Source organism: Veillonella sp. VA142, from assembly GCF_003992135.1.
In the GTDB taxonomy this organism is placed as follows: Bacteria; Bacillota; Negativicutes; order Veillonellales; family Veillonellaceae; genus F0422.
Genome location: NZ_RQVN01000002.1, coordinates 22,633 through 38,328, shown reverse-complemented (window position 1 = coordinate 38,328; position 15,696 = coordinate 22,633). Strand labels below are relative to the sequence as shown.

Annotated in this window: 15 protein-coding genes and 4 pseudogenes; all 19 read right to left on the bottom strand. The window is 39.4% G+C overall.

Going from position 1 to position 15,696, the window contains the following annotated elements:
* Positions 1 to 205: 205 nt before the first annotated feature.
* The 19 genes and pseudogenes from aph(3')-IIIa to pfkA all read right to left on the bottom strand — a co-directional run bounded on the left by aph(3')-IIIa (position 206) and on the right by pfkA (position 15,696).
* Complete coding sequence (gene aph(3')-IIIa, locus EO117_RS01060; protein ID WP_001096887.1) at positions 206 to 1,000, bottom strand: aminoglycoside O-phosphotransferase APH(3')-IIIa; 795 nt, start codon at positions 998 to 1,000, stop codon at positions 206 to 208.
* 92 nt (positions 1,001 to 1,092) lie between these two features.
* A pseudogene (locus tag EO117_RS01055) lies at positions 1,093 to 1,272 on the bottom strand (GNAT family N-acetyltransferase); the annotation flags it as partial.
* Between the two features lie 2 nt (positions 1,273 to 1,274).
* Positions 1,275 to 1,829: pseudogene (locus EO117_RS01050) on the bottom strand (rRNA adenine N-6-methyltransferase family protein); the annotation flags it as partial.
* 124 nt (positions 1,830 to 1,953) lie between these two features.
* The gene (locus tag EO117_RS01045) at positions 1,954 to 2,037 is read right to left on the bottom strand and encodes a 23S rRNA methyltransferase attenuation leader peptide (RefSeq protein ID WP_001814874.1); all 84 of its coding nucleotides are present in this window, start codon (positions 2,035 to 2,037) and stop codon (positions 1,954 to 1,956) included.
* 48 nt (positions 2,038 to 2,085) lie between these two features.
* Positions 2,086 to 2,253 carry an MLS leader peptide gene (locus EO117_RS09360; RefSeq protein ID WP_000502600.1) on the bottom strand — a complete coding sequence of 56 codons (168 nt, stop codon included), beginning with the start codon at positions 2,251 to 2,253 and terminating at the stop codon, positions 2,086 to 2,088.
* Positions 2,254 to 2,301: 48 nt separating this feature from the next.
* Positions 2,302 to 3,504, bottom strand: a pseudogene (mobT, locus tag EO117_RS01040) (MobT family relaxase); the annotation flags it as partial.
* 22 nt (positions 3,505 to 3,526) lie between these two features.
* Positions 3,527 to 3,678: pseudogene (locus EO117_RS01035) on the bottom strand (conjugal transfer protein).
* 2 nt (positions 3,679 to 3,680) lie between these two features.
* Complete coding sequence (locus EO117_RS01030) at positions 3,681 to 5,066, bottom strand: FtsK/SpoIIIE domain-containing protein (protein ID WP_000813488.1); 1,386 nt, start codon at positions 5,064 to 5,066, stop codon at positions 3,681 to 3,683.
* 28 nt (positions 5,067 to 5,094) lie between these two features.
* Positions 5,095 to 5,481, bottom strand: a complete 387-nt coding sequence (locus EO117_RS01025) for a YdcP family protein (protein ID WP_000985015.1) — start codon at positions 5,479 to 5,481, stop codon at positions 5,095 to 5,097.
* A gap of 15 nt (positions 5,482 to 5,496) precedes the next feature.
* On the bottom strand, positions 5,497 to 5,811 hold the full coding sequence (locus EO117_RS01020; RefSeq protein ID WP_000420682.1) for a YdcP family protein: 315 nt from the start codon (positions 5,809 to 5,811) through the stop codon (positions 5,497 to 5,499).
* 498 nt (positions 5,812 to 6,309) lie between these two features.
* Positions 6,310 to 7,917: a glycosyltransferase family 39 protein gene (locus tag EO117_RS01010; protein ID WP_126938697.1), complete on the bottom strand. Its 1,608-nt coding sequence runs from the start codon at positions 7,915 to 7,917 to the stop codon at positions 6,310 to 6,312.
* A 25-nt stretch (positions 7,918 to 7,942) separates the two neighbouring features.
* Positions 7,943 to 8,278: a hypothetical protein gene (locus EO117_RS01005; RefSeq protein WP_009353859.1), complete on the bottom strand. Its 336-nt coding sequence runs from the start codon at positions 8,276 to 8,278 to the stop codon at positions 7,943 to 7,945.
* An 8-nt stretch (positions 8,279 to 8,286) separates the two neighbouring features.
* A complete protein-coding gene (gatB, locus tag EO117_RS01000; RefSeq protein ID WP_126938696.1) occupies positions 8,287 to 9,732 on the bottom strand; it encodes an Asp-tRNA(Asn)/Glu-tRNA(Gln) amidotransferase subunit GatB in 1,446 nt (481 codons plus the stop codon).
* Entirely contained in the window at positions 9,729 to 11,186 is a 1,458-nt protein-coding gene (gene gatA / locus EO117_RS00995; RefSeq protein WP_126938695.1) for an Asp-tRNA(Asn)/Glu-tRNA(Gln) amidotransferase subunit GatA, read from the bottom strand. The genes gatB and gatA overlap by 4 nt, the downstream gene beginning before the upstream one ends.
* A gap of 10 nt (positions 11,187 to 11,196) precedes the next feature.
* Positions 11,197 to 11,481 (bottom strand): Asp-tRNA(Asn)/Glu-tRNA(Gln) amidotransferase subunit GatC, encoded by a 285-nt coding sequence (gene gatC, locus EO117_RS00990; protein WP_126938694.1) that lies wholly within the window; start codon positions 11,479 to 11,481, stop codon positions 11,197 to 11,199.
* A 107-nt stretch (positions 11,482 to 11,588) separates the two neighbouring features.
* Positions 11,589 to 12,800 carry an ABC transporter permease gene (locus EO117_RS00985; RefSeq protein ID WP_062402371.1) on the bottom strand — a complete coding sequence of 404 codons (1,212 nt, stop codon included), beginning with the start codon at positions 12,798 to 12,800 and terminating at the stop codon, positions 11,589 to 11,591.
* Positions 12,793 to 13,530 (bottom strand): ABC transporter ATP-binding protein, encoded by a 738-nt coding sequence (locus EO117_RS00980; RefSeq protein ID WP_062402368.1) that lies wholly within the window; start codon positions 13,528 to 13,530, stop codon positions 12,793 to 12,795. Before EO117_RS00980 ends, EO117_RS00985 begins: the two co-directional genes overlap by 8 nt.
* Positions 13,530 to 14,597, bottom strand: coding sequence for an efflux RND transporter periplasmic adaptor subunit (locus EO117_RS00975; protein ID WP_126938693.1), 1,068 nt, complete (start codon positions 14,595 to 14,597; stop codon positions 13,530 to 13,532). The genes EO117_RS00980 and EO117_RS00975 overlap by 1 nt, the downstream gene beginning before the upstream one ends.
* A 139-nt stretch (positions 14,598 to 14,736) precedes the next feature.
* Complete coding sequence (gene pfkA, locus EO117_RS00970; RefSeq protein WP_126938692.1) at positions 14,737 to 15,696, bottom strand: 6-phosphofructokinase; 960 nt, start codon at positions 15,694 to 15,696, stop codon at positions 14,737 to 14,739.

Below are 15,696 nucleotides of genomic sequence, written 5' to 3'. Positions count from 1 at the left end.
CTTCTCATTGCACCCTGGTTATAAAAGCCATACTCACAAACCTCTTCACCAAAACTCTTTACATCTCTAATATAGAACTCTATCTAGCGAACTTTTAGAAAAGATATAAAACATCAGAGTATGGACAGTTGCGGATGTACTTCAGAAAAGATTAGATGTCTAAAAAGCTTGTAGTTAAAGCTTTTTAGACATCTAAATCTAGGTACTAAAACAATTCATCCAGTAAAATATAATATTTTATTTTCTCCCAATCAGGCTTGATCCCCAGTAAGTCAAAAAATAGCTCGACATACTGTTCTTCCCCGATATCCTCCCTGATCGACCGGACGCAGAAGGCAATGTCATACCACTTGTCCGCCCTGCCGCTTCTCCCAAGATCAATAAAGCCACTTACTTTGCCATCTTTCACAAAGATGTTGCTGTCTCCCAGGTCGCCGTGGGAAAAGACAAGTTCCTCTTCGGGCTTTTCCGTCTTTAAAAAATCATACAGCTCGCGCGGATCTTTAAATGGAGTGTCTTCTTCCCAGTTTTCGCAATCCACATCGGCCAGATCGTTATTCAGTAAGTAATCCAATTCGGCTAAGCGGCTGTCTAAGCTATTCGTATAGGGACAATCCGATATGTCGATGGAGTGAAAGAGCCTGATGCACTCCGCATACAGCTCGATAATCTTTTCAGGGCTTTGTTCATCTTCATACTCTTCCGAGCAAAGGACGCCATCGGCCTCACTCATGAGCAGATTGCTCCAGCCATCATGCCGTTCAAAGTGCAGGACCTTTGGAACAGGCAGCTTTCCTTCCAGCCATAGCATCATGTCCTTTTCCCGTTCCACATCATAGGTGGTCCCTTTATACCGGCTGTCCGTCATTTTTAAATATAGGTTTTCATTTTCTCCCACCAGCTTATATACCTTAGCAGGAGACATTCCTTCCGTATCTTTTACGCAGCGGTATTTTTCGATCAGTTTTTTCAATTCCGGTGATATTCTCATTTTAGCCATTTATTATTTCCTTCCTCTTTTCTACAGTATTTAAAGATACCCCAAGAAGCTAATTATAACAAGACGAACTCCAATTCACTGTTCCTTGCATTCTAAAACCTTAAATACCAGAAAACAGCTTTTTCAAAGTTGTTTTCAAAGTTGGCGTATAACATAGTATCGACGGAGCCGATTTTGAAACCACAATTATGATAGAATTTACAAGCTATAAGGTTATTGTCCTGGGTTTCAAGCATTAGTCCATGCAAGTTTTTATGCTTTGCCCATTCTATTATTTATCTGGAACATCTGTGGTATGGCGGGTAAGTTTTATTAAGGCACTGTTTACTTTTGGTTTAGGATGAAAGCATTCAGCTGGCAGCTTAAGCAATTGCTGAATCGAGACTTGAGTGTGCAAGAGCAACCCTAGTGTTCGGTGAATATCCAAGGTACGCTTGTAGAATCCTTCTTCAACAATCAGATAGATGTCAGACGCACGGCTTTCAAAAACCACTTTTTTAATAATTTGTGTGCTTAAATGGTAAGGAATATTCCCAACAATTTTATACCTCTGTTTGTTAGGGAATTGAAACTGTAGAATATCTTGGTGAATTAAAGTGACACGAGTATTCAGTTTTAATTTTTCTGACGATAAGTTGAATAGATGACTGTCTAATTCAATAGACGTTACCTGTTTACTTATTTTAGCCAGTTTCGTCGTTAAATGCCCTTTACCTGTTCCAATTTCGTAAACGGTATCGGTTTCTTTTAAATTCAATTGTTTTATTATTTGGTTGAGTACTTTTTCACTCGTTAAAAAGTTTTGAGAATATTTTATATTTTTGTTCATGTAATCACTCCTGAAGTGATTACATCTGTAAATAAATACAGAAGTTAAACGATTTGTTTGTAATTTTAGTTATCTGTTTAAAAAGTCATAAGATTAGTCACTGGTAGGAATTAATCTAACGTATTTATTTATCTGCGTAATCACTGTTTTTAGTCTGTTTCAAAACAGTAGATGTTTTATCTACATTACGCATTTGGAATACCAACATGACGAATCCCTCCTTCTTAATTACAAATTTTTAGCATCTAATTTAACTTCAATTCCTATTATACAAAATTTTAAGATAATGCACTATCAACACACTCTTAAGTTTGCTTCTAAGTCTTATTTCCATAACTTCTTTTACGTTTCCGCCATTCTTTGCTGTTTCGATTTTTATGATATGGTGCAAGTCAGCACGAACACGAACCGTCTTATCTCCCATTATATCTTTTTTTGGATATCTGTCAACTGGTATGGTTGACAGATATCCTTTTTTTGTTGTTATCACGTCCTGTTCTTTTACTGACTGTTGCTTCAAAATCTGCTTGTGTCGGTCTGTCAGTTTCGCATGGTCGAGAATGTCTTTTACAACCTGCGTCTGGTTGATTTCATCAAGTTTAATCGCAACCTTTAAGGTCGGGGCAACTTGATGAGATAGCCAGTTCAGCGTCCTTTGGAAGGAGTAAGGCTCTGGTTTTGTGGTTAGTTTTAATCGTTCACGATTGTTCCCAATAAACCAAGCCCATTCTTCATTCAGTTTCCAATCAGAACGAGGTTTGGAATCGTCTTTATCTACAAAACGGATATACCGATTGATAATTTTAAAGGCGGTATGCTCTGGATTGTCATAGACGAGTAAATCACGGACTGCATAATAGGCACGCTCATTTTTCAATCGAATCTCAAAACGGTTTTTTACTTCTGCGTCTTCAATGGGAATATCATTTTTCTTGTACTGCTCGTAGTCCTTTTCATAGATACAGAAATAAACTTCACTTTGTAATGAACCGATATAGAGGGTGTTTCCCATACATTCCTTTTCCTCTTTGCGTACCAGTTCGCCACTGCGATAGCTTTTAAAACTGCGGAAGACGGAGATACATTCTTCCTGTTGGCACTTTTCAGTGAGTACAGGGATATTTAAAATCCCTGTCTTATCGTTAATGGCAAGGTCAAGGCGTTTCATCACACCGCCAGCCACCAAAACGTCCATAAAGAACTCATACCAGCTTCTTTGTTGTGCCAGAAGATAGCTTTCAAATTGTCTGCACCCACGACCTTTCAATTCCACCAGAACTCCTTTGTCCAGTTCATGGGAGCAAAGGACGAATATGTCGCCTAAAGCATAATGCTCTGAATAAGAATAGAAACCATAGTCCTCATGAAGAAAATAGGACAGTTTCAGTTGTAAGATGTTTTCGACCACCTGCTGTACGTCTGTTGTCGGAAAGCGAATTCTTACATAATCAAACAGCATTTCAAGGGGAGCGTCGGGATTGAAGCGTTCCAGAGCTTCCCAAAGGGACTGCTGTAAATCCTCTGATGGCTTGACTTTTCCTGTTTCAATATCGCTTAGATACTGCCTTGTAATACCAGTCGCAACAGCTAAACGGTTTTGAGATAGTCCATAAGCCAAGCGTTTTTCTTTTAAATGCTGTAACCAAGTTTGTTCATTCAGTAAAAATCCCTCCAATCAAAAAGGCGTATGTCAACTTTTAAAGCCCATTTGACATATGCTGAAATTTTGTAAATCCCTTGTAACCAAAGGATTTTCTAATGTTTTTTTGACTGTTTCCTGTCGATTTGTACCCCCCTGTTAGATACGGGGGGTTAGTGCTGGCGTGGCTATTGCCACACCAGCCAGCAAGATCAGTCCACACCTGCGACTTCCGCTTCGCACGTCGCCTGCGTGGACTGTCTGCTGTTGGATAACTTTTTAATTTCCTCCAAGAAATCATATCCTTTTGGTACAAGGGGAGTATAAAACTCTGATATGACACTTGTTCCTACATCAACATAGCCACGACCTTTGATTCGCTTTAAGAAGAAATCCTTTTGTACGTCACTGCCAAACATCATGCCATAGCCCATTTCAGACATACGACCTAAAGCCACTCTGAAATTAAACTGATCACGGATTCCGTCGCCTAAATATTTTGCGTCTGGACGTTGACAAGCCAGTATTAGAAAGAAGCCAGCTTGACGACCTAACATGACAATCTGTTTCAGCTTATTCATAACTGCGGTGTTTTCTTTTGTTCCCAGCATTTCCATGAAAGCGACGTATTCATCAAAGATTAAGAAGTGTGCCGGGAGACCTAAGTAAGCATAATTTTTGCCAGTCTTATAGTTCTTCATCTGCTTCATTTCCTCACTACGTTTCATCATTTCTTCATAGAATGTTTCAATGCAAGAAAGCAAGTCTTCTTTTCTATAGTAGACATTTGCCATCACAGAACCTAAGTCCGCAAGATCAGCATTTTTCGGGTCAAGAATATACAGTTTTGAATCTGTATGAAGCAAGGCTTCAATCAGTGTCAGTATAAAGTAAGTTTTACCGCCACCTGTACCACCAGCAATCAACATATGAGGGAGCTTATCATATTCCCACCATACGTTTTTCATTAAGCGAAGTTTACCATCTTTAGCTTCTACTTCATCAATAGAAATACGACTGGCTATGGTGTCATAGAGCAAAGTATATTCCACATAGGAATCCTTTAACTCTTTATCCGTCAGCTCACAGTACAAGCCACTCTCTAATTTCTTTTCCAAGTGTAAGAGTTGGTCTTGATATTTTCCCAGCGTGATTTCCACCCGTATCTGTATCAAGCCATTTTTAAGTCGATAATACATTTTAGGGAAGTAGGTTATCTTTTCCTTTGTACGACCAGCACTATCTTTAAAGAAACCCTCTGTTTTGACCTGTTCAGATTCATACCACTTGTTTTCAAGTATCATCTTTGCCAGTTTTTGACGGTGGTAAAGTTGTTTAACCGTATCATAGCGAACCCGTTTGAATACAAACGCTACCAGCAAGCAGATAAGAATTGCGACACTGAAACTGATAATTAAATAGGGAATGTCAATCTTATCTGCTTGTGATAGGTTAAAATCCTGCCAGTTGATCTGCTGGATTGTCTTCACATGAAACAGTCCGACAACCAGCAGGAAAACAGGCAGGAGTGACGCTATCGTAAAATGAAAGACTAAATCTTTACCAGATGGGCGAATCCTTTTACCACGCTGTTTCATGCGAAAAAGTCTCCTTTCTACCTAGCGACTATTTGTCTTGTGTCGGTTCTTTCTTTGCTTGTGGTTGAGCTTTGAATGAACTAGAATCCTTTGTCAGCACAATATCGTCTGCCTTGATATACCAGTCAACATCTGCTCCTTGATAGGTGGCAGTAGCAACGGTGTCCGCAATGGGATTGATAAGTTCCACCCGTGCGTTATAATCAAACTCTTTCAAAGGCACGCTGGCAGGAATACTTACTTGAATCATGCGTCCTTGTCCTTTGGATTTTAAGTCATAGGTACGTTCCTTGATTTCATCTGAAACCGACCCGTCTTCATTTTGGATTCTCACTTCACGACGTAGAGCAGAGAATTTCAATTCTCCAAAAGTCGTGTCTTTATCTAATACAATGCCATTTGCTAATCTCATCATTTTTCCTCTCTTTCTTTATTCTTTTATCATGTCGTCAGCATGTAAAAGGTAATTTGTAAAACCACGAGTGCCGATTTTGTAGCCCTCTGCGGTAATACGTGGATTGACTAACTTCACACGTTCCTCAAAGCCGAAATGTTTTTCGCCAGCTTCAGCAGGAAGCACCACCACAATATCATCTGCTCTTTGAACATCAGAATAGAGATTATAGCTTCTTGATAAGACAGTTAGCCGTCCGTTGATTCTTCGCTGAACGACTTTATCCTCGCCAGCAAATTCTAAATTGCCGAATGTTTTTTCCATGTTGGGAATCACAAATTTAAGTTCCATATTTTTACCTATCCTTTCTTTTTTATTGGCTGAATGAATGTTTGATGGTCTTAAAGAGTGGGGAACGACCTTTTGATTCTTGATTTTTTGTTTTCATAAGTTCACTTCCTTTCAAAATCGGGTAAAAAAATAGACACCTCATTTTTTGAAGTGTCTACCTATTAAATATTCAAATTTTATTGGAAGTATCTTTATATCTTCACTTTTCAAGGATAAATCGTCGTATCAAAGCTCATTCATAAGTAGTAAATTAGTAGTAAATTGAGTGGTTTTGACCTTGATAAAGTGTGATAAGTCCAGTTTTTATGCGGATAACTAGATTTTTATGCTATTTTTGTATATAAACATAAGCCTTTTAGAATCGCTTTCTCTGTCCTCCTTCATTTATTATCGAGTCATACAATATTCCTTGAATGTAGGTCTCATGCCGCCTGTCCTATAGTAACGGAAACTTATTGGGGATACTCCCTAGGAGCATCCCCAATACTATAATTACCATTATTTCGCTTTGTAAAAGACTCCTAGAGAATTTCTTTCTACAGGTTGAACCTGGTCATATACATTTGTTTCTTTAAAATACGTTGCGTATTTATTTGGCACATAAATCAAAGCACGTGATAGTTTCTCTGTATCTTTTGCCAAGTCAGTAGGTTTCACCATAGGCATGATATTTTTCCCATTTTCCCAAACACTTTCATGTTCTTTGTAATGTATAAAGGAAGTAGTTCGTCCCAAATAATAGGATAAAGACGTACGATAATTACCATATTGATACACCTCTAATGGCGTAGTGCCTTCCAATGTCATCACTTCATTGGCTAATACTTTTCCAGATTGGTCTTCCATAACTGGCACTAAGTTAGGAACTAATGCTAAATAAAAAATGATCGCACTCGTTGCCATACTGCACACTAAGACAGACCCTGTTCGTTTACTAGCGGCATAAATAAACGTCAACAAAGTCACTGCCAAACTAATCCAAAGATATGCACTATGTGACAAAGACACACTCAATCCCACTATGACTAATCCTAGTAAAAATGGAAATCCACCCAGTGCATATAGGGTAAACACCCTCCATGTCATCTTACGCTCTTTGTATCCTTCTATACCAGCATGAATGCCCATGCCTGCCCATAATGCCAAAGGAATCAGCATAATAAATGTATAGGTAACATATTTAGTGGCCATACACGTGTAGAACAGAACGGTTCCTACAAACCAAAAAATCGACCAATACCAAATATAGGCGTGTTTCTGTTCATTGATACCACGAACTACAAAGCTAGTCCATGGCATCATGCATACTGGCAACAAGGCAAAATATAAATACCACCAATTATGTTCGGGATGCTCTGGTACCGTCGCTCTCGTCACATTATGTAGCCCTAAAAATCCTTGGATAAAAGCATCACCATGAACATAGTACATATATCCATACCACGGTGCTACAACTAGGATAAAAGCAAGAATACCTTTCCAAGAAAAGACATATTTGAACCAATCCATACGACGATTCAAGGCCACATATAGAATTAAAATAATCCCTGGTAGCACGATCCCTACAGGGCCTTTGGTAAGCACCGCTAACCCAGCAAACATATACGCATAGACCATATGGCGATGACTTTCACCAGTGATACCACGATATAAATAGTAAAAAATACCCATAGAAAAGAGAAATAAATATCCATCCGTCACGACAGCATGACCAATGTACCAAAATTCTAACGCCGTTCCTAGGGCAATGGCACTCCACATAGCAATCCGTTCTACTTGATATATACTGAAAGCCATCCGATACATCGCTAATACTGTACAAGTAGAAACGACAATGGATGGCAATCGAGCAGCTAAATCAGAGATACCAAACAAAGAGTAGGACAGTATAAGCCCCCAATATGCCATAATTGGTTTATCATACCAATACATGTCATAAATCATAGGAGACAAAAACTCTCCATATTTCATCATGGTCACGGCAGACAAAGCGTAGTTTGATTCCACTGTATCCGTCACAGGCAGCGCCCATGCCATAAACAGATAGAACAAAAACGTTCCTATCCCTAGCCATGCAAACCGCTTCCATGAAAATGTTTGTTCCATAGTAATACAACCTCTGTATTTACATTTAAAAAAATAACTTTCCCAACAAGCGCATTACTAGCCAAGCTAAAATAATCACAAAGGCACCAGCAATGATAAATTTAGCTAGTGCAAATAACACTATAATAAGCATCACGACGCCTACTGCTATGCCTAGTTTCCACTTCCAACTAAGAGCATTCCACAAAAATATCTTCATATTAGGAATGGTTTGAAATTGGTCTTGTTCCTGTTGAGAAGATTGATAACGAGGAGCGTCATATGTACGCCCCTCTTCATCTATTGTTGTACCATCAAAGTCACGCAATTCCTCTTCTGAAAGAACGCGCGTTCCTTCATCATACTTTTGTTCTTGACTCATAGTCACTCCTATAGAGCTTGTAAATGTTTTTCCAACAATTCATTCACTACGCCAGGATTGGCTTTACCTTTAGAGGCACGCATCACTTGGCCCACCAAGAATCCGATAGCTTTACCTTTACCAGATTTGAAATCTTCCACAGATTTTGGATTATCTGCAATAACTTGTTTTACAATTTCTTCAATAGCTCCTGTATCGGTAATTTGAACTAAGCCTTCTTCTTCTACAATTTTGTCTGGATTTTTACCAGTTTCAAACATTTTGACAATGACTTGTTTTGCAATTTTACCAGAAATCGTGCCTTTTTCAATTAGGCTAATCATATCAGCCAATTGTTTTGGTTGTACTTTGCTATCCGCATAAGAAATACCAGCATCGTTCACAAGTTTTGCCAAATCACCGATGATCCAGTTAGATGCCGTTTTTGCATCTGCTCCAGCCTCTACGACAGCATCGAAATAGTCCGCTGTAGCACGTTGGCTCGTCAATGTACGCGCATCTTCACTAGACAATCCATAGGATTCCATGAAGCGTTGTTGTTTCGCTTCTGGCAATTCTGGTAAGGATTGACGAATTTCTTCTACATAGTTAGGGTCTACTACAATAGGTACCAAATCTGGTTCTGGGAAGAAACGGTAGTCATTTTCCTTCTCTTTCTTACGCATGGAAAGAGTGATACCTTTACTATCGTCCCAAGTACGAGTTTCTTGAACAATCGTTTCTCCGTCTTCCAATGCTTCTGCTTGACGAAGTGCTTCGTATTCAATACCTTTTTGGATACCTGTTAAAGAGTTCATATTCTTGATTTCAGTTTTTGTGCCTAATTTAGTTTCCCCTACTGGTCGAATAGAAATGTTCGCATCACAACGCAAACTACCTTCTTCCATACGTCCGTCAGATACGCCTAAATATTGTACAATAGCACGAATTTTATCCACATATTGGCGCGCTTCTTCACCAGAACGAAGATCAGGTTCTGATACGATTTCTAACAATGGTACACCTGTACGATTGTAGTCTACATTGGAGCTATCAGAGCTAGAAATAGTAGCACCACTATGCACTAATTTACCAGCATCTTCTTCCATATGGATACGGTTGATACGAATGCGACGAGTTTCACCATTCACCTCTACATCAAGATGACCGTTTACGCAAATAGGCAAGTCAAATTGAGAAGTTTGCCAGTTTTTAGGCAAATCTGGGTAATAATAGTTTTTGCGGTCAAATTTATTGAATAGTACGATTTCACAGTTTAATGCTAAACCGACTTTGATAGCATATTCCAACACTTTTTGGTTAAATACAGGCATTGTTCCTGGTAAACCTAAGCAAGTTGGACATACATGTGTATTATGGTCGCCCCCGAAGGCCGTTGTACAGGAGCAGAAAATTTTTGAATTTGTTTTCAGTTCAGTATGAACTTCAAGGCCTACGACTGTTTCATATTTCATAGTTTCAATTCTCCTATAGTTGGCAATTTTGTAAATTCAGGACATTCTTGTTCAAAACTATAGGCTGCTTGCAACAATGTACTTTCACCCATAGCAGGCGCCAATAATTGCATACCGATTGGCATACCATTAGAACCAAATCCAGCAGGAATACTGATACCTGGGATACCTGCCAAGTTAACTGGCACTGTACATACATCCTCTAAATACATAGTCAATGGATCGTTGATTTTTTCACCAAATTTAAAAGCTGTATTCGGAGCGGTTGGTGTTAATAATACATCACATTCTTGGAATGCTGCATCAAACTCATTTTTAATCAAACGACGAGCTTTTAGAGCTTTTAAATAGTATGCATCATAATAACCAGAACTCAATACATAAGTCCCTAACAAGATACGGCGTTGTACTTCTTCACCAAAGCCTGCCGTACGAGTTTTAGTGGACATTTCCACTAAATTATCTGCTGGCACGCGAAGGCCGTAGCTAACTCCATCATAACGAGCTAGGTTAGAACTAGCTTCTGCTAAAGCGATGATATAGTACGCGGACAAGGCATATTTTGTAGTTGGCAAGGAAATATCTACAATAGTGGCACCCATATTGCGATACGTTTCAATAGCTTTTTCCAGAGCTGCACGCACTTCTGGATGTAAACCTTCACCAAAATATTCTTTAGGCACACCGATGCGCAAGCCTTTTACATCTTTCACAAGAGCTTTTGTATAATCGACACGATCTCCTGGGATGGATGTAGAATCATGGAAATCATGGCCTGTAATAGCATTCAACACGATGGCTGCATCACGTACATCTCTTGTCACAGGGCCAATTTGGTCCAACGAAGATGCATAAGCAATTAATCCATAGCGAGATACATTGCCATAGGTTGGTTTCAAACCAACCACGCCACAGTAGGATGCTGGTTGACGAATAGATCCACCTGTATCGGAGCCTAATGCCCAAATAGCGCTACCACTGGCAACCGCCGCTGCACTACCACCGGAAGATCCGCCTGGAACATAATCTGGATTCCATGGGTTTGTCGTTTTGCCTAAAGCAGAATTCTCTGTGGAACTACCCATAGCAAACTCGTCCATATTTAATTTACCCAAAATAACAGCATCTTGAGCTTGTAATTTTTCGATAACAGTAGCATTGTACGGAGGCACAAAGTTTTCCAACATATGGGATCCACATGTAGTGGCCACACCTTTTGTACAAATATTATCTTTAATCGCCCCAGGAATCCCTGCTAATGGCGAAATAGTTTCTCCCTTGGCGATTTTTGCATCTACAGCCTCTGCTTGTGCTAATGCCGCTTCATGAGAGTCAGACAAGTACGCATGTACTGTTGGCTCTACATTACCTTTATGTGCCAATACAGCTTTTGTAAGCTCTAGGGCAGAAATTTCTTTATTTACTAATTTTTGATGTAATTCAAAAAGAGTCATGTATCTTCTCCTAGTTCTGTACAACACGAGGTACTCTGAAATACCCATTCTCTTCTTCAGGTGCATTTTGTAACGCCGCTTCACGTGGCAATGATGGTTTCATCTCATCTGGACGATACACATTTTGTAATGGCACCGCATGAGCCATTGGCTCTACATCTGTTAAATCTAATTCTTCTAATTCCTCCACATAGGTAAGGATATTACTGAGGGCTTTTTCAGCAGCCTCTAAATCTTTAATTTCTAATCGGGATAATAAGGCAATATTCTTAATTTCCTCTTGACTAATTTTCATAGACACACATCCTTTCAATTTATATATTATATCATATTCTCTCGGGAAAATGAAAAATACCAATATATAATAGGTCTAGTTTCCTATACATATTGGTATTTAATCAGCTATTCATAATGTAAGGCATCAATAGGATTTAACTTAGCTGCTTTTCTAGCCGGATATAAACCAAATACAAGACCTATCGTCATAGAGAATCCAAAGGATAATAAAATAGGTCCTGTGGTCACTACAGTTTTTAACTTAGCTACTGTAGCAATCAGCTGTGACGCACCAATCCCCACTAAAATACCGATGGCACCACCTACGAGAGAGATAACGACGGCTTCAATTAAAAACTGTGTAATAATCGTACGATACGTAGCACCTAAGGCTTTACGAACACCAATTTCTCGAGTACGTTCCGTAACAGACACAAGCATGATATTCATAATGCCAATGCCACCAACTAATAAAGAAATCGCTGCCACAGCACCTAGGAATAAGGTCATGGTAGCTGTATTTTCTTCTACCGCCTTCATAATGGACGCCATATTGTTCACATTAAAATCATCGAGATCAGGATTTTTAATGCCATGACGGACACGCAAGATATTTTCTATATCTGCTTGCACCCGTTCTAAGTCTTCGCCTTCTTTTGCTTGAATGTAGATCATACGCAAATAATCAACACCCATCACACGTTCCATCATAGTTGTATAAGGTACTACAATGACATCATCTTGATCATTCCCCATAGTACCAGAACCCTTTTCATCAAGGACACCTACTACTTTAAACGAATTTTTATGAATCCGAATATCCTTACCAATAGGATCTTCATTACCAAACAAGTTTTTTGCCACTGTGGCACCTATAACTGCCACCCGTTCACGGCGTTCAATTTGACTATCTGTAATAAAACGACCTGATTTCATAGTCCAATTATTCACATACTGAAAGTCAGCGTTAGCACCATTCACAGTTGTGGTCCAATTCTTACTCATGTACACAGTCAAATACGAATTAGCTGCTACTGGTGAAGCTGCTTGCACGCTATCCATCTTCGAAATAGCTTCATAGTCGCCCATTTTTAACGTTTTATTAGCACCAGATACCGGGCGTACCCCTGGTGTTCTAGGAGCCCCTGGATAGACCATTAGCAAATTACTACCCAAACTGGAAATAGATTCTGTAATTTGTTGACGAACCCCGTATCCAATGGATACAAGTGCAATCACAGCCGCTACACCAATGATGATACCTAGCATCGTCAATAATGATCGCATCTTATTGGCTATTAGAGATGACCAAGCCATTAAGAAACCTTCCTTATACATGGCTTTCACCTCCTACCTGCAATCCTTTCATATGGGGATTTATTCTATCTTCTACAATAAGACCATCTTTTAAAACCACATTGCGACCTGCATATTCAGCAATATCTGGCTCATGGGTGACTAAAATGATGGTACGCCCTTCTCGATATAATTCTGTGAAGATATGCATCACATCTAAACTTGCTTTTGAATCAAGGTTACCTGTAGGTTCATCCGCCATAATAATCGCTGGGTCATTTGCCAATGCCCTGGCAATAGCAACACGTTGTCGTTGTCCCCCTGATAATTCTGCTGGCATATGATCCAACCGAGTACCGAGCCCCAAATCTATCAATAACTGACTAGCCCTAGCTTTACGTTCTGCTTTAGACACTCCTGCATAGACCATCGGTAATGCTACATTATCTAGAGCCGTTAATTTAGGCAATAAATTAAAACTTTGGAACACGAACCCAATTCGTTTATTTCGTACATAGGCCAATTCATCGTCCCCCAGATGGGCTACTTCTTCTCCATCTAATCGATAGGAACCACTGGTAGGTCTGTCAAGACATCCTAAAATATTCATAAACGTAGACTTCCCAGATCCTGAAGGTCCCATGATAGAGGTAAACTCCCCTTCGTAAATAGACAAATCAATACCATGTAATACTGGTACTGTTAACTTTCCATTCACATAGGTTTTTGTAATACCTTCCAAGGTAATAACCGCTTTTTTTGGAGTTTCCATTAGAATGGCCCCCTCTGTTGTTGTTTTTTCGTCGTACTTACATCACCACTAATAATGATTTCATCACCTTCTTCTACTCCAGAAATAATTTCAATTGTAGAATCACCCGTCATGCCTGTTTTTACACTGGTTCTAAGAGGTTTACCATTTTTGATGACATACACAAATTCTCCCACTTTATCAGAACGAACAGCAGCCAATGGAACTACCAATACATTTTGTCGTTCTTCTCCATGAATCGTAGCCCGTGCGGTCATACTAGGAAAGAAATGACTTACATCACCAGCAGGAATTGCTACGCGCACTGTATAATACACTACAGATGAACTGGTCGTTCCCATACTACCTTTTGTACCTAAAGAAATACTTTTAACAGTACCCGTGAAAGTCTTACCAGGATGCGCATCGACCGTGAAATCTACTTTGGCACCTTCTTTTACATTTCCAATATCTGTTTCGTCAACTGTTAAATAAATTTCTAAATCAGACAAATCAGCGATAGTGGCAATGATCATTTGTGTAGAAATACCAGTGGCGATAGTTTGACCTGCTTTCAAAGGTTCTCCAATAATGGTCCCATCCATAGGAGCTGTAATAGTACTATCTGTTAAGTTTGCTGCTACTTGATCATAACTAGCTTTTGCTTTTTCATAGGCTGCTAAGGCATTATCATAGGTTTGCTGTGAAATGGCGCCTTGTGACACTAACGTACGGTATCGATCCAAATCTGTGGCTGTTTGGTTAAGTGTGGCCCTTGCATTATCTACAGAAGCCTGTAATTGACGAGAATCAATAGTAGCGATGACCTGACCTGCTGTTACATGCTGATTGGCTTTCACCAAAACAGATTCTAATTTGCCAGGAATATTGGTAGATACATCTACATAACGAACAGGATTAATCGTTCCCGTTGCATTAATAGTAGATGAAATACTACCTTTTCCTACTTTTCCCGTTGTATAAGTAGGTGCCTCATGAGTGTGGCTACTACTATACCATTGCCATCCACCAATAGCTACCACGAAAACAGCTACGATGGCAATCCATAACTTTTTATTTTTCCACATGAAATATTTCCTTTCCTTATATGAGTAGCCCTGACTGTAGTATGAAACGAAACATACCATATACGGGAGATAAAAAGAAAAGAAAACTAAGGTTAGTTTTCTTTATCTTATACAATACGATGATGAAACAACTATGAAATTATTGTCCTAACACACGTATTAATTGATATAAAGAAGTATCTAAAGGATACTCACATGTTACAGCCTCCTCATAGGCTATGGCATCAATATGGTTGCAATGAACACCTATTAAATGATGTGTATGACCTTCCAATAAGGCACGTACTCCTGCTTCTCCTAGACGGGCAGCCATTAATGCATCATACGCAGACGGTGATCCACCACGTTGTAAATATCCTAATACAGTTACAGAAGGTGCATAGGATGTATACTCTTTAATATATTGAGCCACTTCAAAAGCGCTATACGCTCCTTCCGCAACGATAATAATACTATTCTTTTTACCATTACGAGTCGTATTTTCTAATGAATCTTTTACCTCTTCTAATGTCATTGGCACCTCTGGTGTCAGTACCACCTCGGCACCACATGCAACACCAGCGTATACAGCAATATGGCCTGCATGTCGCCCCATCACTTCTACAATGGCTACACGGTCATGAGCTGTAGAAGTATCGCGAATTTTGCTCACCCCATCAATGATGGTGTTTAGAGCTGTATCAAAACCGATTGTATAATCGGTACCATTCATATCTTTATCAATAGTGCCTGGAATCGTCACTGTAGGTAATCCTAAGTCAGACAATACTTTGGCACCACACATAGAACCATCACCACCAACAACAACTAAGGCATCAATACCATGGCGGCGTAAGTTTCCAAAGCCTTTTTGTTGATGTTCAGGTTCTTTAAATTCAAGACAGCGAGAGGATTTTAAGATTGTTCCTCCCTTGTTCACAATATTCCCTACACTACGTCGGGTCAAAGGAATAAAGTCTTCTTCTAAAACGCCTAAAAAGCCTCGTTGTATTCCTACTACATCGAGGCCTTCATATATTGCACTTCTTGTGATAGAGCGAATGACTGCATTCATTCCTGGTGCATCTCCACCACTTGTTAAAATCGCTATACGTTTCAT